18 protein-coding genes are annotated in these 18,485 nt (G+C 71.6%); 6 read left to right on the plus strand and 12 right to left on the minus strand.

Translation table 11 applies throughout. The annotated features are described in order from the left end of the window. Positions 1-11: 11 nt before the first annotated feature. From ABZZ04_RS07725 to ABZZ04_RS07775, 11 genes are all read right to left on the minus strand, one after another. Positions 12-1,517: an acyl-CoA carboxylase subunit beta gene (locus ABZZ04_RS07725; RefSeq protein ID WP_356931516.1), complete on the minus strand. Its 1,506-nt coding sequence runs from the start codon at positions 1,515-1,517 to the stop codon at positions 12-14. Between the two features lie 90 nt (positions 1,518-1,607). Beyond that, the gene (locus ABZZ04_RS07730) at positions 1,608-2,393 is read right to left on the minus strand and encodes an SDR family oxidoreductase (protein WP_356931297.1); all 786 of its coding nucleotides are present in this window, start codon (positions 2,391-2,393) and stop codon (positions 1,608-1,610) included. Further along, positions 2,390-4,387, minus strand: coding sequence for an SDR family oxidoreductase (locus tag ABZZ04_RS07735; protein WP_356931298.1), 1,998 nt, complete (start codon positions 4,385-4,387; stop codon positions 2,390-2,392). Before ABZZ04_RS07735 ends, ABZZ04_RS07730 begins: the two co-directional genes overlap by 4 nt. 3 nt (positions 4,388-4,390) lie before the next feature. Further along, positions 4,391-5,350 carry an aromatase/cyclase gene (locus tag ABZZ04_RS07740; RefSeq protein WP_356931299.1) on the minus strand — a complete coding sequence of 320 codons (960 nt, stop codon included), beginning with the start codon at positions 5,348-5,350 and terminating at the stop codon, positions 4,391-4,393. A gap of 45 nt (positions 5,351-5,395) precedes the next feature. Next, positions 5,396-6,181, minus strand: a complete 786-nt coding sequence (gene fabG / locus ABZZ04_RS07745; protein ID WP_356931300.1) for a 3-oxoacyl-ACP reductase FabG — start codon at positions 6,179-6,181, stop codon at positions 5,396-5,398. Positions 6,182-6,304: 123 nt separating this feature from the next. Continuing rightward, positions 6,305-6,577, minus strand: coding sequence for an acyl carrier protein (locus ABZZ04_RS07750; RefSeq protein ID WP_356931301.1), 273 nt, complete (start codon positions 6,575-6,577; stop codon positions 6,305-6,307). A gap of 71 nt (positions 6,578-6,648) precedes the next feature. Beyond that, positions 6,649-7,872 carry a ketosynthase chain-length factor gene (locus tag ABZZ04_RS07755; RefSeq protein ID WP_356931302.1) on the minus strand — a complete coding sequence of 408 codons (1,224 nt, stop codon included), beginning with the start codon at positions 7,870-7,872 and terminating at the stop codon, positions 6,649-6,651. Further along, a complete protein-coding gene (locus ABZZ04_RS07760; protein WP_356931303.1) occupies positions 7,869-9,149 on the minus strand; it encodes a beta-ketoacyl-[acyl-carrier-protein] synthase family protein in 1,281 nt (426 codons plus the stop codon). The genes ABZZ04_RS07755 and ABZZ04_RS07760 overlap by 4 nt, the downstream gene beginning before the upstream one ends. After that, positions 9,146-9,472 carry a TcmI family type II polyketide cyclase gene (locus tag ABZZ04_RS07765; RefSeq protein WP_356931304.1) on the minus strand — a complete coding sequence of 109 codons (327 nt, stop codon included), beginning with the start codon at positions 9,470-9,472 and terminating at the stop codon, positions 9,146-9,148. The genes ABZZ04_RS07760 and ABZZ04_RS07765 overlap by 4 nt, the downstream gene beginning before the upstream one ends. A 20-nt stretch (positions 9,473-9,492) precedes the next feature. Further along, positions 9,493-10,989, minus strand: coding sequence for an FAD-dependent monooxygenase (locus tag ABZZ04_RS07770; RefSeq protein WP_356931305.1), 1,497 nt, complete (start codon positions 10,987-10,989; stop codon positions 9,493-9,495). Between the two features lie 33 nt (positions 10,990-11,022). Next, positions 11,023-12,066, minus strand: coding sequence for a methyltransferase (locus tag ABZZ04_RS07775; protein WP_356931306.1), 1,044 nt, complete (start codon positions 12,064-12,066; stop codon positions 11,023-11,025). A gap of 307 nt (positions 12,067-12,373) precedes the next feature. Here ABZZ04_RS07775 and ABZZ04_RS07780 point away from each other — a divergent pair, with 307 nt between their 5' ends. Further along, positions 12,374-12,592, plus strand: a complete 219-nt coding sequence (locus tag ABZZ04_RS07780) for an EF-hand domain-containing protein (RefSeq protein ID WP_356931307.1) — start codon at positions 12,374-12,376, stop codon at positions 12,590-12,592. An 82-nt stretch (positions 12,593-12,674) separates the two neighbouring features. Here the strand turns inward: ABZZ04_RS07780 and ABZZ04_RS07785 are convergent, their stop codons facing one another. Further along, entirely contained in the window at positions 12,675-13,331 is a 657-nt protein-coding gene (locus ABZZ04_RS07785; RefSeq protein ID WP_356931308.1) for a pirin family protein, read from the minus strand. 118 nt (positions 13,332-13,449) lie between these two features. On the opposite strand from ABZZ04_RS07785, the gene ABZZ04_RS07790 reads away from it, so the two are divergent. The 5 genes from ABZZ04_RS07790 to fabF all read left to right on the plus strand — a co-directional run bounded on the left by ABZZ04_RS07790 (position 13,450) and on the right by fabF (position 18,354). Continuing rightward, positions 13,450-14,649: a helix-turn-helix domain-containing protein gene (locus ABZZ04_RS07790; protein WP_283851443.1), complete on the plus strand. Its 1,200-nt coding sequence runs from the start codon at positions 13,450-13,452 to the stop codon at positions 14,647-14,649. Positions 14,650-14,738: 89 nt separating this feature from the next. Beyond that, complete coding sequence (locus ABZZ04_RS07795; RefSeq protein ID WP_356931309.1) at positions 14,739-15,653, plus strand: ACP S-malonyltransferase; 915 nt, start codon at positions 14,739-14,741, stop codon at positions 15,651-15,653. 16 nt (positions 15,654-15,669) lie between these two features. Beyond that, positions 15,670-16,701, plus strand: a complete 1,032-nt coding sequence (locus ABZZ04_RS07800) for a ketoacyl-ACP synthase III (RefSeq protein WP_356931310.1) — start codon at positions 15,670-15,672, stop codon at positions 16,699-16,701. Positions 16,702-16,764: 63 nt separating this feature from the next. Further along, entirely contained in the window at positions 16,765-17,013 is a 249-nt protein-coding gene (locus tag ABZZ04_RS07805) for an acyl carrier protein (protein ID WP_124717844.1), read from the plus strand. Positions 17,014-17,091: 78 nt separating this feature from the next. After that, entirely contained in the window at positions 17,092-18,354 is a 1,263-nt protein-coding gene (fabF, locus tag ABZZ04_RS07810; protein ID WP_356931311.1) for a beta-ketoacyl-ACP synthase II, read from the plus strand. Positions 18,355-18,485 lie beyond the last annotated feature (131 nt).

Below are 18,485 nucleotides of genomic sequence, written 5' to 3' on the forward strand. Positions count from 1 at the left end.
CCGTGCCTCCATCACTGCGGCGGGTTGCCGTGCTTGCGGCGCGGCAGGTCGGATTCCTTGCGGCGGAGCATGGCGAGCGAGCGGATCAGCACCGTCCGGGTCTCCCGCGGGTCGATCACGTCGTCCACCAGGCCGCGTTCGGCCGCGTAGAAGGGGTGCACCAGTTCCCGCCGGTATTCCTCGATCTTCTGCAGGCGCGTCGCCCCGGGGTCCTCCGCCGCTGCGATCTCCCGTCGGAACACCACGTTGGCGGCGCCCTCCGCCCCCATCACGGCTATCTCGTTGCCGGGCCAGGCGAGCGCGATGTCGGCGCCTATGGAGCGGGAGTCCATCACGATGTACGCGCCGCCGTACGCCTTGCGCAGCACCACCGAGACCCGGGGGACCGTCGCGTTGCAGTACGCGTACAGCAGCTTGGCCCCGCGCCGGATGATGCCCTCGTGCTCCTGGCGGACGCCCGGGAGGAAGCCCGGCACGTCGACCAGGGTGACGATCGGGATGTTGAACGCGTCGCAGAACTGGACGAAGCGGGCGCCCTTCTCGGAGGCGGTGATGTCCAGCACCCCGGCGGTCGCCGCGGGCTGGTTGGCGACGATGCCGACCGTCTGGCCGTCCAGCCGGGCCAGGGCGCACACCAGGTTGGGGGCCCAGGCGGCGTGCACCTCCATGTGCTCGCCGTCGTCCACCAGTTCCTCGATCACCGCCCGGACGTCGTAGCTCCGGCCGGGGTCCGCCGGGACGATGCGGGTCAGCGCCTCGCAGGGGCGGTCGGCGGGATCGACGCCCGGCACCGCGGGAGGCAGTTCCCTGTTGTTGGCGGGCAGCAGGGAAAGCAGGTAGCGCACCTCGCCGAGGCAGGTCTCCTCGTCGTCGTGGACGAAGTGGGCCACGCCCGAGGTCGTGCCGTGGACGTCCGCGCCGCCCAGGCCGTTCTGCGAGATCTCCTCACCGGTGACCGCCTGCACCACGTCGGGCCCGGTGATGAACATCTGGGAGATGCCGCGCACCGCGAACACGAAGTCGGTGAGCGCCGGGGAGTACGCGGCACCTCCGGCGCACGGCCCGAGCATCACGCTGATCTGCGGGATGACTCCGGAGGCCCGGGTGTTGCGGCGGAATATGCCTCCGTAGCCCGCGAGTGCGGACACGCCCTCCTGGATCCGGGCCCCGGCGCCGTCGTTCAGGGAGACCAGCGGGGCGCCCGCCGCGACGGCCATGTCCATGATCTTGTGGATCTTCTCCGCGTGCGCCTCGCCGAGCGCCCCGCCGAAGATCCGGAAGTCGTGCGCGAAGACGAAGACCGTCCGGCCCTCGACCGTGCCCCAGCCGGTCACCACCCCGTCGGTGTGCGGGCGCTTCGCCTCCAGGCCGAAGCCGGTGGCCCGGTGCCGGCGCAGGGGCTCCACCTCGGTGAAGCTCCCCTTGTCGAGGAGATGGTCGATCCGCTCCCGCGCGGTGAGTTTTCCCTTGGCGTGCTGCCGTTCGGTCGCCCGGGGGTCGGTTCCCTCCCGCGCCATTTCCTTGATCCGGTTCAGCTCATCGAGCGGTCCGGTGTGCGTCGGTCGCGCGGTCACTGTTCACCTGCTTCCTCCCGTCGGCGCATGGGGTCACCACGCCAGCCTCCGGCCGGCCGGGGAGCCGTCCTCCCCCACGAAGGCGGCGGTCGGTCCGTCGTCGCCGAGCGTCGCCAGCAGCGCGGGGATGCGTGCGCCTTGTTCCGGGGTCAGATGCCCCCGGTGGCCGTTGATGTCGGTGGCCACGAAGCCCGGCGAGACGGCGTTGACGAGAATGCCCTCCGCGCGCAGTTCGTTGGCGTACGTGATGGTGACGGCGTTGAGGGCGGCCTTGGACGTGTTGTAGTCGAGCACCGCGGGAAAGACCCCCGGGGGAAAGACGCCGGTGGGGTCCTCCAGGGCCGCGGCGTGCGTGAGCGAGCCGAGCACGCTGCTGACGTTCACGATCCGTGCCGCACCGGAGCGGCGCAGCAGCGGCAGCATGGCGTTGGTCACGGCGATCACGCCGAAGACGTTCGTCTCGTACGTCCTTCGGACGTCGTGCACCGAGGTCCGGCTCGGCGGCGTCTGCGGGGCACCCGTGCCGGCGTTGTTCACGAGGGCGTCGAGGCGCCCCTCCGCCGCGCCGATCCGCTCGGCCGACGCGGCGATGGACGACTCGTCGGTCACGTCGAGGCGTACGGCGTGCGCGTCGATTCCCTCGGCGCGCAGTGCGCACTCTGCCTCCCGGCCGCGGTTCTCGTCCCGGGCCCCCAGGTAGACGCGGAGGCCCATCTCTCCGAGACGGCGCGCGGTGGCGTATCCGATGCCCTTGTTGGCGCCGGTGACGAGCGCGACGCGCGGGGATTCGTGGTCCGTCACGGCATTCCTCCCGCTCATCCGAGAAGGGTCCCGCCGCTGGCGTCGACGAAGGCGCCGGTGATCCAGCGGGCCTCGTCGGTGGCGAGGAAGGTCACCACATCGGCCACGTCCCCGGCCCGGCCGACCCTCTTGAACGCGGAGATCTGCGCCATCTGCTCCACGACCTCCGGGATGTCGAAGGCCGGCCCGCCGTTGTCGGTGATGCCGGGGGCCACGCTGTTCACGGTGATTCCCCGCGGGGCGAGGTGCTTCGCCAGGTGGAGGGAGAGCTGTTCCACGGCGCCCTTGGTCATCGAGTACGCCGCCTGTCCGGGCTCGGCGAAACGCGTGAGCGCGGACGAGATGTTGATGATCCGGCCGCCGTCGGGCATGTTCCGCGAGGCGCGCTGCACGATGAGGAACGGGGCGATCGCGTTCACCGCGAAGTACCGCTGGAGCTGCTCCGCCGTCACGTCCTCGGGCGCGGTGCCCTGGGAGGCGGTGACCGCGGCGTTGTTGACGAGGATGTCCAGCGCCGTGTCCCCCGTGCGCTCCTTCAGCCCCCGCTCCAGTCCCACGAACAGTTCGTGGACGTCGCCGGGGACCCCGAGCTCCGCGCGGACCGCGAAGGCCCGGCCGCCCTCCTTCTCCACCTGCGTCACGGTCTCCCGTGCGGCGTCCTCGTTGCTCGCGCAGTGCACCACGACCAGGGCGCCCTCGCGGGCCAGCCGGACGGCGACGGCCCGGCCGATGCCCCGGCTGGAGCCGGTGACCAACGCCGTTTTCCCTGTGAGCCTGTCCATGGTGGGCCTTCCGTGTGTCGTCGAGCGCTTCGGGGGGGCTGTGGAGCGGGGGTCGCGGCGGACCGCGGGGGGTGCGGGCGGGGAGTCCAGGCCGCTGATCGTCCGCGCCAGGTGGCGGCGTACGGGCTCCTTCTCCAGCAGCTCCCCGAACACCTCCCGCAGGCCGTCCAGCTCGGATCCGCCGAACAGCAGCTGGGCCTGTGCCCGGATGTTGGCGAGGGTGCGGGCCCCGGCGGGATGCCGCTCGCCCTGGTAGGCGTCGAGCGCCTCGTCCGTACAGTCGCCCGTGACCCGCGCGGCGAGCCGCGGTCCCAGGGCCGCCGCGTCCTGGAGTCCGAGGTTGAGGGCCTGGCCGCCCACCGGCATCTGGACGTGGGCGGCGTCACCCGCCAGGAAGACGCGCCCGTCGCGGTAACGGCGGGCCTGTGCGCTGGAGTTGTCGAAGGAGTCGAGCCAGACGGCCGTACCGGCGCCGATGTCCTCACCGGTCACCCGCGCCCAGGCCGCCGCGACCTCCGCGAACTCGGGCGCACGGCCGAGGTGCGAGGGCGGGCGGCTGTTGTCGTGCACCATCAGCCGGGTGGTGCCGTCGGCGCGCCGGTGGGCGGTGGCGGTACCACCCGGATACCGGCGCAGGCGCCGGTCCGGGAGGGAGATGCCCCGCACGTCGGCGCGGAGCATCTCCCGGGTGGCGTCCTCCCCCGCCATCTCGAAGCCCGCGAGGCGCCGCACCGTGCTGTGTGCACCGTCGCAGCCGGCCAGGTAGCGGGCGGTGTACCGCCGGGAGGTGCCGTCGGGGCCGGACGCCTCGACGGTCACCCGGTCCGCGCCCCGGGTCAGTCCCGTGACCCGGTGGCCGCGGCGTATCTCCGCGCCCTGCTCGGTCGCCCACTCCTCCAGGACCGGCTCCAGACGGCTCTGCAGGCATTCCCACTGCCCCGCGTACGGGTGATCCGGGTCGGCCTCCCCGAGAGGGAGCGGGAGGCCGCCGAAATGACCGCGGCCCCCGTCCGGCAAGGAGCCCAGGCGGTCCAGGACGCCCCGCTCCGCGAAGATCTCCATGGTCCTGGCGTGCAGGATCGACGCCCGGGATTCCCCGGTCGGTCCGGGGAGCTCCTCCAGGACCAGGGTCCTCGCTCCCCCGGCGCTCAGCTCTCCGGCCAGCAGCAGCCCGGCCGGGCCTGCTCCGACCACCAGGACATCGGCTTCGGTCCCCGCTGCTGCCGCCATCGCTCAACGCCGCGCTTCCGCGAACGCCTTGGCGTGCCCCAGCGTCGCCCGGCTGTTGGTGCCCAGTGCCTCGCGGAGGAAGGCCCGGGCCTCCGGGACCCCGGCGTCCGGGCCGAGGATCCGGGTGATGTTCGCGGTGTTGACGACCACGGTGTGCTGGGAGGTGGCGTCGGTGATGCCGTCGCCCCGCTCCTCGAACCGCCAGTGACCGGTGTGCAGCGACATCAGCGCGGGCAGCGTGGTCTGCTTGTACGCGATGCCGCGGTGCGGGAAGCAGACCCGCACCGACTCGGTGGTGTGCGTGGAGCCGTCCTTGGCGACGGTGTCCATGCGGAGCTTCTGCACACCCGGCGTGTCCTCGGTGAGCCGGACGCCGGAGACGTGCGGCAGGCGCTCGACCCACAACTGGGCCTCGTTGATGAAGTCGTACACGTCCTTGGCCGACCCCGCGATCTCCACGCTGTCCTCGAACGAGAGGGTCAGCTCGGCGGAGTTGGCGGCCAGCTCCACGTTCTCCCGCAGCGCGGCCAGCTCGGTGCGGCTGTTGCGGTCCACCGCCCGGTCGATCCAGGCGAGGCCGTCCGGGTCGTCGTCGACGGCGCGGTAGCTGTGGAGCAGGCGCACCCGGCACTGCCGCCCGCCCTGCGGTTCCAGGATCCAGGTGCCGCTCATCCGGGCCACCGGCGGGGCGGAGACCTCCTGCGCGAATTCGATGCGCCGGTTCTCCGGATCCAGCCGGCGGCGCGACGTCCAGTTCTTCGCCTCGCCGTTGGCGGTGGCCCAGATGCGGATGCGTTCCTCGTCGCCGTTCTTCTCCACGTAGTCCACGTGGACCGACGGCGGGAAGAGCCGGGGCCAGTTCTCCACCTCGGCGAGGAGGCGGTAGACGTCCTCCGCCGGGGCGGCCACGGTGATCTCGTGCTCGACCTCGCGTGTCATCGGCGCGGTCTGCTCTGCTGTCATGATTCAGCTCCTCATGGGTTCCGGCTGCTCGCGGCGCGACCGGGGTCAGAAGTTGCCCAGGCCGCCGCAGACGTTGAGGGCCTGCGACGTGATGGAGGCCGCCGTGTCGGAGACGAGGTATCCGACGAGACCCGCCACCTCCTCCGGGGTGGAGTAGCGGCCGAGCGGGATCTTGGCGCTGAACTTCTGCAGGATCTGTTCCTCGTCGGTCCGGTACGCCGCTGCGTACCCCTGGCGCACCCGCTGGGCCATGGGGGTTTCGACGTAACCGGGGCAGACGGCGTTGACCGTGATGCCGGTGGGCGCGAGCTCATTGCCGAGGGCCTTGGTGAAGCCGACCACACCGTGCTTGGACGCGGAGTAGGGGGCGCCGAGGACGACTCCCTGCTTGCCCGCGGTGGAGGCGATGTTGATGACCCGGCCGCGGGACTTCTCGCGCATGCCACCCGCGTTCAGCACCTCCCGGGTCACCAGGAAGACACTGTTGAGGTTGGTGTTGATGACGTCGAACCACAGCTCGTCGGCGATGTCGGCGGTGACCCCGCCACCGCTCCGGCCCGCGTTGTTCACCAGCACGTCGATCGTCCCGAACCGCTCCACGGCCGCCGCCACCAGGCGCCGGACGTCTTCCTTGGAGCCCACGTCGGCCGCCGTGCCGTCCACCTCCAGGCCCTCGTCCCGGAGTTCCCCGACCGTGCGGGCCACGGCGTCCTCCGTCCGCGCGCACAGGTACACACGGTGTCCGTGCTGCGCGAGAAGCCGGGTGACCGCCAGACCTATTCCGCTCGTGGCACCGGTCACCAGGGCGACCCTGGAGGTGTTCTCGGTCATGCGTTCTCTCCTGAATGCGTCGGATGCGACTGCGTGCGTCGGATGCGGCTGAATCCGTCGGATGCGACTGCGTACGCCGGATGCGGCTGTGTGCGTCCTGCGGGGAAAGGGGCAGGGGCGCGGTCAGGCCCGCCGGGTGACGGCCGCGAGGTGCTCGTTGACGAAAGCGACCAGGGCCCGCGGCGTCCGCGCCTCGGCCAGGGCCTCTTCGTCCAGGGTGATGTCGTACTCGCGCTCGATGCGGCTGCCGGTCTCCAGCATCGCCAGGGACTCGTAGCCCAGCGCTTCGAAATCCGTGTCCAGGATGTCGCCGTCCAGGTCGACGCCCTCGTCCGTGCCCGCGCCGGTGCGCAGGATCAGCTTCAGGGCGTCCAGGGTGAAAACGGCAGCGGGCATGGCTGTCCTCCGTGCGGCGGTCGAAGTGGGGAAGGGGTGGATCGGGGTGGTGCCTCGTGCCCGGAGGACGGTCACGTGCGTGGTGCGCGCACCACGACGGCCGAGTTGAAGCCGCCGTGGCCGCGGGCGAGTACCAGCGCGGTCCCCACGGTCGCGGCGCGCGGCGTGCCGACCACCAGGTCGAGGTCGTAGGCGGCGGAGAGCGAACTGTGCACGGTCGGCGGGATCACGCCGTCCCGGATGCTGAGGCACGCCGTGGCCACGTCCAGCGGCGCGGCGCCGGAATAGAGCCGCCCGGTCATGGTCTTGGGCGCGGTGACGGGCACCCCGCGCGGTCCGAACACCTTGGTGATCGCCTCCGCCTCGGCACGGTCCAGCCCGGGTACCGCGGCCGCGTCCGCGAAGACGACGTCGACCTCGGCGGGTACGGTGCCGGCGTCCCCCAGGGCCTGCTCGACGGCGCGTTGGAGTGCGGGGCCCCGTCCGCTGCCCGGCCGGGGGTCGAACGTGGCCGAGTGGCCCGCGAGTTCCGCGTACACCCGGCGGGCGCCCCGTTCCCGCGCGTGCCCGGCCTCCTCCAGGACGAGCAGCGCCCCGCCCTCCCCCGGCACGTGTCCGGCCGCCTCGTCGTCGAACGGCAGGTAGGCCCGGGCCGGGTCGGTGCCCCGGCTGATCCGGCCGCTCGCCCACTGGGCGACCCAGCCCCAGGGGCAGATGGAGGCGTCGACGGCGCCGGAGACGACGACGGGGGTGCCCCTGCGGATCTGGCGGCGCGCCTGTGCCAGGGCGTCCAGGCCGCCCGCCTGGTCGCTGACGACGACCCCGCTGGGGCCGCGCATCCCGTTCCGGATGGAGACCTGGCCGCTGTTGACGGCGTAGAACCAGGCGAAGGACTGGTACGCGCTCACATGGCGGCCGCCCTTGCTCCACAGCGCCCTCAGCTCGTTCTGGCCGAACTCGAATCCGCCGGAGTGGCTGGCCGTGATCACGCCCATGTCGTACTCGGGCAGCTCCGCCGGCACGATCCCGGCGTCCTGGAGCGCCCAGTCGGCGCCGACCAGGGCCAGTCGGGTCATGCGGTCGGTCTGCGGGAGCAGTCTGCTGGGCAGGTGGTCCTCGGCGGCGAACCCCTCGATCTCGCCCGCCAGCCGGGCCGGATAGCCCGAGGCGTCGAACCGGGTGACCGGGCCGATGCCCCCGCGCCCGGCGAGGACGGCGGACCAGTACGGCTCCAGGCCCAGACCGTTGGGTGCTGCCACGCCGAGTCCCGTCACGACCGTGGTGACGTCGGTCATCGTTCGCTCCTGTCGGGCCGGGCGAGCACCACGGCGCTCTGGAACCCGCCGAATCCGCTGCCGACGGACAGCACGGTGTCGATGCGCCGCTCGCGGGCCGTCAGCGGGGTGTAGTCCAGATCGCACTCCGGGTCGGGGGTGTGCAGGTTGGCGGTGGGCGGGACGGTGTGGTGCTCCATCGCCAGTGCGGAAGCGGCGAGTTCGATGGAGCCCACCGCGCCTAGGGAATGGCCCACCATCGACTTGATGGAGCTGATGGGGATCCGGTGGGCGGCATCGCCGAGACTGCGCTTGAAGGCCGCCGTCTCGTGCCGGTCGTTCTGCTTCGTGCCCGAGCCGTGCGCGTTGATGTAGTCGATCTCGTCGGCGTTGACGCGGGCCTGCGCCATGGCGACCCGGATCGCCTCCGCCATCTCCTTGCCGTCGGGGCGCAGCCCGGTCATGTGGAAGGCGTTGGAGCGGGTCGCGTAGCCCGCCACCTCCGCGTAGACGTGCGCACCGCGCCGCCGCGCGCTCTCCGCCGTCTCCAGGACGAAGACGGCGGACCCCTCCCCCAGGACGAAGCCGTTGCGACTGGCGTCGAAGGGCCGGGAGGCGTGCTCGGGGTCGTCGTTGCGCGGCGTGGTCGCCTTGATCGCGTCGAAGCACGCCACGGTGATCGGGGAGATCGGCGCGTCCGTCGCGCCCGCGATCATGACGTCCGCCGCCCCCTCGCGGAGCACCTCGGTGGCGTACCCGATGGAGTCGAGCCCCGACGTGCAGCCGGTGGAGACGACCGAGGCGGGGCCTTCGGCGCCCACCGCCCAGGCCACCTCCGCCGCGAACGAGCTGGGGGTCATGTAGTCGTACAGGTGCGGCACGGCGTAGGTGTGGTCGACGAGCTCCAGCCGCCCGCCGTCGCTCACCGTGCAGTACTCCTCGTCCAGGCCCATCGTGGCGCCCACCGCGCTGCCGATGGTCACGCCCGTGCGGGTCGGGTCCAGCTGTTCGAAGGGCAGTCCGCTGTCGGCGACCGCTTCGCGCGCGGTGACCACCGCGAGCTGGGCCGCGCGGTCCATGCGCCGGATCTCCTGCGGTGTCAGCCCGGCCGCCCCGGCGTCGAAGTCCACTTCGGCGGCGACCTGCGACCGGAACGGCGCGGGGTCGAAGAGCGAGATCCGGCGGGTGGCGGTGCGTCCGTCGGCGAGCAGTTGCCAGAACTCCTCGGTCCCCGCCCCGCCGGGGGCGGTGACCCCTATGCCGGTGATGACGACTCGCCGGCCGCTGCCCCCGCTCACTCCGCGCTCCAGTGGTAGAACCGCTGCGCCATCGCGTCGGCGGGCGAACGCCAGGTGGTGGGGTCGTACGCCTGGATGAACGGCTTCAGGTCCTGGCTGATCCGCACGAACCGCGGGTCGGTCCTGGCCTCCTCGATCCGCTCCCCGCCGTTCTCCCGCTCGAAGTCCTGCAGGTGGAAGTAGAGCCCCCGGTAGGAGAAGAGCTCGCGCCGCCGGGTGCCCATGCGGTGGGGCATCTCGGTGGCGTCGAACCCGGTGAAGAGGCCGGCGACCTCCTCGGCGGAGCCGAGTTCCATCCGGGCGACGATCAGGGTGCTGTGCATCGTGAACCTCTTTCCTCGAGTCAGGTGGTCCGGCGTGCCGGCACCGGCTGCCGGGCGGCCGGGCCGAACCAGCGCTCCAGCGCCGTGGGAAGGTCGTGGTGGCTGCCGGGCGCGGCCCAGGCCACGTAGCCGTCGGGGCGCAGCAGGACGGAACCGGTCCCCTCCGGAACACCGGCGGGCGCCGGCCCCAGCGGGGTTGCGGTGACCACGTCGATCCGGTCCGTCCAGGCGGCGGCGCGGCGCCGCAGCCGCGGTGTGTCCTCCAGGTCGAGCAGCACCCCGCGACCGGGGCGCAGCAGCTCGGTGCTGGACGTCCGGGTCGTGCCCCGGAGCAGTGCGAGCCGCGGCATCCGCCTGCCCAGCAGGGGGTTGCCGCTGCCCACGTCGTAGCGGATGTCCAGGCCGCTGGCCTTGGCCGCGAAGTGACGGGCGACGTCCTCGTATTGGGTCAGCTCGGTCAGGACGTCGCGCAGCGGCTGCACCTCCTCGCCGCCGAGCAGCAGGAGGCTCTGGGCGCGGGTGTTGACGAGCAGCCGGCGTCCGACCTCGTGCCGTTCGCCGTGGTACGTGTCCAGCAGCGCGGGGTCCGCGGTGCCGTGCAGCACGGCCGCGAGCTTCCACCCCAGGTTCACCGAGTCCTGGACACCGGTGTTCATGCCCTGGCCGCCCGCCGGGAGGTGGATGTGGGCCGAATCCCCGGCGAGCAGCACCCGGCCGCGGCGGTACTCGGTGACCTGGCGCGTGGCGTCGCCGAACGCGCTGATCCACACCGGCTCGGCGTGCGAGATGTCGATGCCGGTGAGCCGCTTCCACGCGTCGGCCACCTCGCCGAACGGCGGCGGGGCGGTGCGGCGCCGGGGCGGGGCGCCGCGCTCGGCGACGATGACGCGGTGGATTCCGCCCTCCAGCCGGGCGACCATCACCATGCCGTCGCCGACCCGGTCGGCGACCATGCGCGGTTCGAGGTCGACGCCCCGGACGTCGGCGAGGAACAGCTCCGTGGTGGCCGGTGTGCCGGGGAAGTCGAAGCCCGCGGCTTTCCGCACCGCGCTCCGGCCGCCGTCGCAGCCCACCACGTGGCGTGCGGTGAGGCGCTCCTCCCCCCGCGGTCCGCGCACCCGCACCTCGACCCGGTCCCCGTCGTCCGTCAGCCCGAGGAATTCGTGCTCCCGCCGGATGTCCGCCCCCAGTTCCCGGGCCCAGTCCTCCAGCACCGCCTCGGTCACGGACTGCGGTACGACCTTGGCGGCCCTGTCCCCGCCGCCCAGGACCCCGAAGTCCAGGGGAATCCCGCCGAAATGCCCGACGCCGCTCATCTCGATGTCGCCGAACCGGGGCAACAGACCGCGCTGGTCGAAGACTTCGACCGTGCGCGGTGTGAGCCCGATGCCCCGCGACTGCCCGGAGCGTCCCGCGAGCCGCTCCAGGACCACTACGTCCGTCCCGGCCAGCCGCAGTTCTCCGGCGAGCGCAAGACCCGCGGGGCCTGCTCCCACGACGATGACGGATGCATCCATCTGCCTCTCCTCAACCGGCGACACGACGAATGCTCAGCTGTCCTTGTGACCGATGATCAGCACATCGTCCGGAGTGTTCCCGGGCCCCACCATCTCGGGCCGGAATCCGGCTTCCTTCAGCCAGGAGTGGCATTCGCCGACCGCGTATTCGCCGCCCCCCGCGGACCACACGAGCATGCTCAGTGCCGCCAGCGTCGCGTACAGCGGCGGCCTGCTGTCGCTCACCATCGGGTCGTAGACGATGACGGCGCCGCCGGGCCGGATCGCGGAATACGCGTTGCGCAGCAGTGTGCGCCGGTTCTCGACGCTCCAGTTGTGGAGCACGTGACCGAATATGAGGACGTCGGCCTCCGGGAGCGGGTCCTCGAAGAAATCCCCGCCGTGAAAGACAATGCGTTCCTTCGCCGTACCGCCGAGGGAATTCATGTAGTCGTCGAAGGCACCTTCCAAAGGCGGCAGGTCGAATACCCCGCCGTCGAGATGGGGATGTTCCCGCACGAGGTGCTGTGCGACATTTCCGCGGGCCCCGCCCACGTCCACGAAGGAGCCGTACCGGCTCCAGTCCAGCGAGCTCACCCGCCGGAGCAGCGGAGTGTTGAGCATGTCCATGCTTTCCAGGAAGGAATCGGTCGCCTCCCGGTCCGCGTACAGCGCGTCGTACGGATTGCCGGAGCGCGCCGCCGGATTCTGCGGGGATCCCGTCCGCAGGGCCGCGCCGAGACCGTCCCAGGCCGGGTTCAGCTCACGCTCGCAGAACTGGAGGTAGCCCCCGATGTGAGCAGGGCGCCCACGTACCAGGAACTGCTCCGCGGCAGGCGAGTTGCGGAACGTGCCGTCCTCGTCCGCCTCCAGGAGACCCATGCCGGAGAGGGCCAGCAGGAAGTCGCTCGCCCCCGGCATGCGGAGGCCGAGCCGCTCGCTCACCCGCTCCGCACCGGCCGGTTCCCCGGAGAGCGAGGTGAAGAGATCGAGCGACGCCGCGGTCAGCAGAATCCTTGCCTGCCAGTAACCGGTCAGAACCCCCATGATCTGGCCGGGAGAAAGCTCTTCCTCTGCCGAAATGTTCTGGTCACTCATTCGGGGCTCCTCCGATAGCTGACGGGCCACCAGCCGCCGTCCTCGTCTCGACGTACGCGCCGGCTCTTCAGATCCTCACAGCGACCGCCCTTGGGGCGACCAAAAGTCGCTCAAAACGAATGGGGCACCGCGCATGCGGAAACTTCCCGTGCCCGGTGGCGGATATCGCCCGCGAATCGCTCCGGCCGCGCGGGCCCCGGATCGCGGGAGCGCCGTTGCCGGGCACCGCTCCGTCACCGGCGGCGGGGCCGGGGAGGCCGACGGATAATCTGGGGCCGTCGACAGAGATCACAGAGGGGCGGAACACATGGCAGACATCGTGGAGACGGCGGCGCGGAAGGTCTTCCAGCGCTACGACATCGACGGGGACGGCCAGGTCACCGCGGAGGAGTACCGGAAGGTCGTGGCGGAGCTGGAGGGCTCGGAGATCACCGAGTCGCAGGCTCAGGCGCTGATCGACTCCCTCGACACCGACGGCGACCGCAAGATGTCCTTCGAGGAGTTCTGGGCGGGCATGAACCGCTGACACCGTCGGGTCCGGCACGTGAAGGTGCCGGACCCGGTCGGCCCGGACCGCCGGAGGATGCGGGAGCCGGGCAACCGGCCGCTCAGCCCGCCAGCTCCCAGATCAGCAGCTCCGCCGCCGTCACCGCGACCGCTTCCAGGCCCTTCGCACCGACGATCCGGGCCGCGTCGCCGGGCCCCAGCTCCTCACCGTCCAGGACGATCCGTCCCCGTACGACGTGCACGTACAGGCGCGCCGCGTCCACGACCGGCGCGCGCTCCCCCTCGGCGACTCTGCGCACATGGAGGGTCGTACCGGCCCCGGGCAGTGCGTACGGGGTGGCTCCGTCGGGGCCGGGGACGATCCCGTATGCGGGTTCGCCGCCCGCCTCCAGCGGCGCCAGCCACATCTGGATGAACGTCAACGGGACGTCCCCGTCGTTCCGTTCGACGTGACGCACCCCGGAGGCGGCACTGAGGTGCTGGAGGTCGCCGGGCCGCACGACCGTGGCGCGACCGGTGGAGTCGCGGTGGGTCAGCTCGCCCTCGACGACCCAGGTGACGATCTCCGTATGGCTGTGCGGGTGTTCCTCGAAGCCCGCGCCGGGTGCGAGCCGCTCCTCGTTGACGGCCATGACCGGACCGAAGCGGAGGTTGTCGGGGTCGTAGAAGGTGCCGAACGAGAACGCGTGCAGCGATTCGATGCCGGCCGCCTCGTCCCCGCCCCGGAAACGGTCTTCGGAACGCTGTACGGAGATCACCGGTCCACGGTAGCCCGGCCGGTGCGGGGCATCCGTCACCGCCCGCCACTACCCGCCGGTACGACCCGCGGCGGCCCCGCCCCTCCGTGCCTGTCGCCCGATAAGGCAGTCTTGTCTCGTGCCCCGACCCGATCCTGAGCAGCCCGCTGCGAACGACGCCCACCTGCATGCCGCGACCCTGAAACGGCTGGAGCAGTCCTCCGGCCGGCTGGCCGCCAACGCGATCGCCCGCATGGACGAATCGCTGCCCTGGTACCGGGCGATGCCACCGGAGAACCGGTCCTGGATCGGTCTGGTGGCCCAGGCCGGCATCGCGGCGTTCACCGAGTGGTTCCGGCATCCGGAGACCCCGCAGGCCATCTCCACCGATGTGTTCGGCACCGCTCCGCGCGAGCTGACCCGGGCGATCACCCTGCGGCAGACCGTCGAGATGGTGCGCACCACGATCGAGGTCATGGAGGCCGCGATCGAGGAGGTCGCCGCGCCCGGTGACGAATCGGTGCTGCGCGAGGCGCTGCTCGTCTACGCCCGGGAGATCGCCTTCGCCACCGCCCAGGTGTACGCGCAGGCCGCCGAGGCCCGCGGGGCCTGGGACGCCCGGCTGGAATCGCTCGTGGTCAACGCGGTGCTGTCCGGCGAGGCCGACGAGGGCGCCGTGTCACGCGCCGCGGCGCTCGGCTGGAACTCCCCCGAGCACGTCTGCGTGGTGCTCGGCACCGCCCCGGACGGCGACAGCGAACTGACCGTGGAGGCGATCCGGCGGGCCGCCCGGCACGCCAAGCTCCAGGTCCTCACCGGGGTGCTCGGCAACCGCCTCGTGGTCATCGCGGGCGGCAGCGACAACCCGCTGCACGTCGCCAAGTCGCTGATCGGCCCGTACGCGGCGGGCCCCGTCGTCGCCGGGCCCGTGGTGCCCGACCTGCTGGCGGCCACCCGGTCCGCGCAGGCCGCGGCGGCCGGGCTCAGGGCGTGCGGTGCCTGGCAGGACGCCCCGCGACCGGTGCTGGCCGACGACCTGCTGCCGGAGCGCGCGATGGCGGGCGACCCCGCCGCCCGGGACCAGTTGGTGGAGGAGATCTACAGACCGCTGGAAGAAGCGGGTTCCGCCCTCCTCGAAACACTGAGTGTGTATCTGGAGCAGGCGAGCAGCCTGGAGGGCGCGGCCAGAATGCTCTTCGTTCACCCCAACACCGTGCGCTACCGGCTCCGACGTGTGACAGACGTCACCGGATGGTCGCCTTCCGATGTCCGCTCGGCGTTCACGTTGCGGATCGCCCTGATCCTGGGACGCTTGGCCGCCAGAGATCCGCAGTCCTAGACTTTTGTCGGACATCAACAATTCCCCATACGGTTCTTGGTCCCTGTCCCCACGGGTGCTCCGGACCGTTCACAAGAGAGAGTGTGAGAGTGCTCGTACTCGTCGCTCCCGGCCAAGGCGCTCAGACGCCCGGCTTCCTGACTCCCTGGCTCGACCTCCCCGGTGCCGCAGACCGCATCGCGGCCTGGTCCGACGCCATCGGGCTCGACCTCGTCCACTACGGCACCAAGGCCGAGGCGGAGGAGATCCGTGACACCGCGGTGGCGCAGCCGCTGCTGGTCGCCGCCGGTCTGCTCTCCGCTGCCGCGCTCGACGCCTCTCCGGCCGTCGTCGCAGGTCACAGCGTCGGTGAGATCACCGCAGCCGCCCTCGCCGGAGTCATCGACGACGACGCCGCGCTGCGCCTGGTGCGGACCCGCGGGCTCGCCATGGCCGAGGCCGCCGCGGTCACCGAGACCGGCATGTCGGCGCTGCTCGGCGGCGACCCCGAGGTTTCGGTCGCGCACCTGGAGAAGCTCGGGCTGACCCCGGCGAACGTCAACGGCTCCGGCCAGATCGTCGCCGCCGGCACCGTCGAGCAGCTCGCCGCGCTGGCCGAGGACATGCCCGAGGGCGTGCGCCGCGTGGTCGCGCTCAAGGTCGCCGGCGCGTTCCACACGCACCACATGGCGCCCGCCGTCGACCGGCTGCGCGAGGCCGCCGCAGGGCTCGACGTCTCCGACCCGACCGTGACGTACGTCTCCAACGCCGACGGCAAGGCCGTGGCCACCGGCGACGAGGTCATCTCCAGGCTGGTCGGCCAGGTGGCCAACCCGGTCCGCTGGGACCTGTGCATGGAGACCTTCAAGGAGCTGGGCGTCACGGCTCTCATCGAGGCGTGCCCCGGTGGCACGCTCACGGGGCTCGCCAAGCGCGCGCTGCCCGGCGTGAAGACGCTCGCGCTCAAGACCCCCGACGACCTCGAAGCGGCCCGCGCGCTCATCTCCGAGCACGCGAGCGCCTAAGGAGCCCCGAAAGAGCATGTCGAAGATCAAGCCCAGTCAGGGCGCCCCGTACGCACGCATCCTGGGTGTGGGCGGCTACCGCCCGACCCGGGTCGTGCCCAACGAGGTGATCCTCGAGACGATCGACTCGTCCGACGAGTGGATCCGCTCGCGCTCCGGCATCGCCACCCGCCACTGGGCCTCCGACGAGGAGACCGTGGCCGCGATGTCCGTGGAGGCGTCCGGCAAGGCCATCGCGGACGCCGGGATCAGGGCCGAGCAGATCGGTGCCGTGATCGTCTCCACCGTCTCGCACTTCAAGCAGACCCCGGCCATCGCGACGGAGATCGCCCACCGGGTCGGGGCCGGCAAGCCCGCCGCCTTCGACATCTCGGCCGGCTGCGCGGGCTTCGGCTACGGACTGACCCTGGCCAAGGGCATGATCGTCGAGGGCTCGGCGGAGTACGTCCTGGTCATCGGCGTGGAGCGGCTCAGCGACCTCACCGACAAGGAGGACCGCGCGACGGCCTTCCTCTTCGGCGACGGCGCCGGCGCGGTCGTCGTCGGACCTTCCGACGTCCCCGCCATCGGGCCGACCGTCTGGGGCTCCGAGGGCGACAAGTCCGAGACGATCAAGCAGACCGTGCCGTGGAACGACTTCCACACCGGCGACGTCTCGAAGCTGCCGCTCGACCGGGACGGCAACATCAAGTTCCCGGCGATCACGCAGGAGGGCCAGGCGGTCTTCCGCTGGGCCGTCTTCGAGATGGCGAAGGTCGCCCAGCAGGCGCTGGACGCGGCCGGGATCAGCCCGGAAGACCTGGACGTCTTCATTCCGCACCAGGCCAACATGCGGATCATCGACTCGATGGTGAAGACCCTGAAGCTGCCGGAGGGCGTCACCGTCGCCCGTGACGTGGAGACCACCGGCAACACCTCCGCCGCCTCGATCCCGCTCGCCATGGAGCGGCTCCTGGCGACCGGTCAGGCGAAGAGCGGGGACACCGCGCTCGTCATCGGCTTCGGGGCGGGTCTCGTCTACGCCGCGACGGTCGTTACCCTCCCCTAGGCACACCAGGCCATTCCGGCCCGGACGTCCGAAACCCTGTAAATAGACACCGAAGGAGCCATCATGGCCGCCACCCAGGAAGAGATCGTCAGCGGTCTCGCCGAGATCGTCAACGAGATCGCCGGGATCCCGGTCGAGGACGTCCAGCTGGACAAGTCCTTCACCGACGACCTGGACGTCGACTCGCTGTCCATGGTCGAGGTCGTCGTCGCCGCCGAGGAGCGCTTCGACGTGAAGATCCCCGACGACGACGTCAAGGGCCTCAAGACGGTCGGCGACGCTGCCGACTACATCCTCAAGCACCAGGGCTGATCGGCCCCGGCTCCTGTGTCGCCACCCAGCGGTGGCGCCGCTGATTCACGACCCTCTACACGTGGAGAAGATTTTCCAGTGAACTCGACCAATCGCACCGTGGTCGTCACCGGTATCGGCGCAACCACTCCGCTGGGTGGCGACTCGGCGTCGACCTGGGAAGGTCTGATGGCCGGTCGTTCCGGCGTCAAGCCTCTCGAGGGCGAACGTTTCGCCGAACTCCCTGTCCGGATCGCCGCCCTCGCGGCCGTCGACCCGGGCGAGGTACTGCCCCGCCCGCTCGCCCGCAAGCTGGACCGCTCGGCGCAGTTCGCGCTGATCGCGGCCCGCGAGGCGTGGGCGGACGCCGGTTTCACCGGCAAGGCCGGTGAGGACGAGAAGATCCGGCCCGAGCGGCTGGGCTCGGTCATCGCCTCCGGCATCGGCGGCGTGATCACCCTGCTCGACCAGTACGACGTGCTGAAGGAGAAGGGCGTACGCCGCGTCTCCCCGCACACCGTTCCCATGCTCATGCCCAACGGCCCGGCGGCCAACGTCGGCCTGGAGGTCAACGCCCAGGCCGGTGTGCACACGCCGGTCTCCGCCTGCGCCTCGGGCGCCGAGGCGATCGGGTACGCCGTCGAGATGATCCGCACCGGCCGTGCCGACGTGGTCCTCGCCGGTGGCACGGAGGCGGCGATCCACCCGCTGCCGATCGCCGCGTTCGCCAACATGATGGCGATGTCCAAGAACAACGAGGAGCCCGAGAAGGCCTCCCGTCCGTACGACACCGGCCGTGACGGCTTCGTCCTCGGCGAGGGCGCGGGCGTCGTCGTCCTGGAGTCCGCGGAGCACGCCGCGAAGCGTGGCGCCAAGGTGTACTGCGAGGTGCTGGGCCAGGGCCTGTCCGCGGACGCGCACCACATCGCGCAGCCCGAGCCGACCGGCCGCGGCATCGCCGCCGCGATGGAGAACCTGCTGGAGCAGACGGACCTCAAGCCGTCCGAGGTCGTGCACCTCAACGCGCACGCCACCTCGACGCCGCAGGGCGACGTCGCCGAGCTGAAGGCCCTGCGCAAGGTGCTGGGCGACGACCTCGACCACGTCGCGATCTCCGCGACGAAGTCGATGACCGGGCACCTCCTCGGTGGCGCCGGCGGCATCGAGACCGTCGCGACGGTCCTGGCGCTGCACCACCGGATGGCCCCGCCCACGATCAACGTGGACCACCTCGACGAGGCCGTGGAGGCGGACATCGTGCGCGACGAGCCGCGACCGCTGCCCGAGGGTTCGATCGCCGCGATCAACAACTCGTTCGGCTTCGGCGGGCACAACGTGGTCCTGGCGTTCCGCAGCGTCTGACCCGCGGCCCCGGCCCGGTCGGTCCGGTCGTCAGGAGGCCCGCCTCCCCCTCGTGGGGAGGCGGGCCTCTTCGGCTGCGGGAAGGAGTTCTTCGCGGGAGGAAGGCCTTCGGTTGCACGGGAGCGTTCCGG

Origin of the sequence: Streptomyces sp. NPDC006435 (assembly GCF_040612315.1) — a bacterium.
GTDB lineage: Bacteria > Actinomycetota > Actinomycetes > Streptomycetales > Streptomycetaceae > Streptomyces.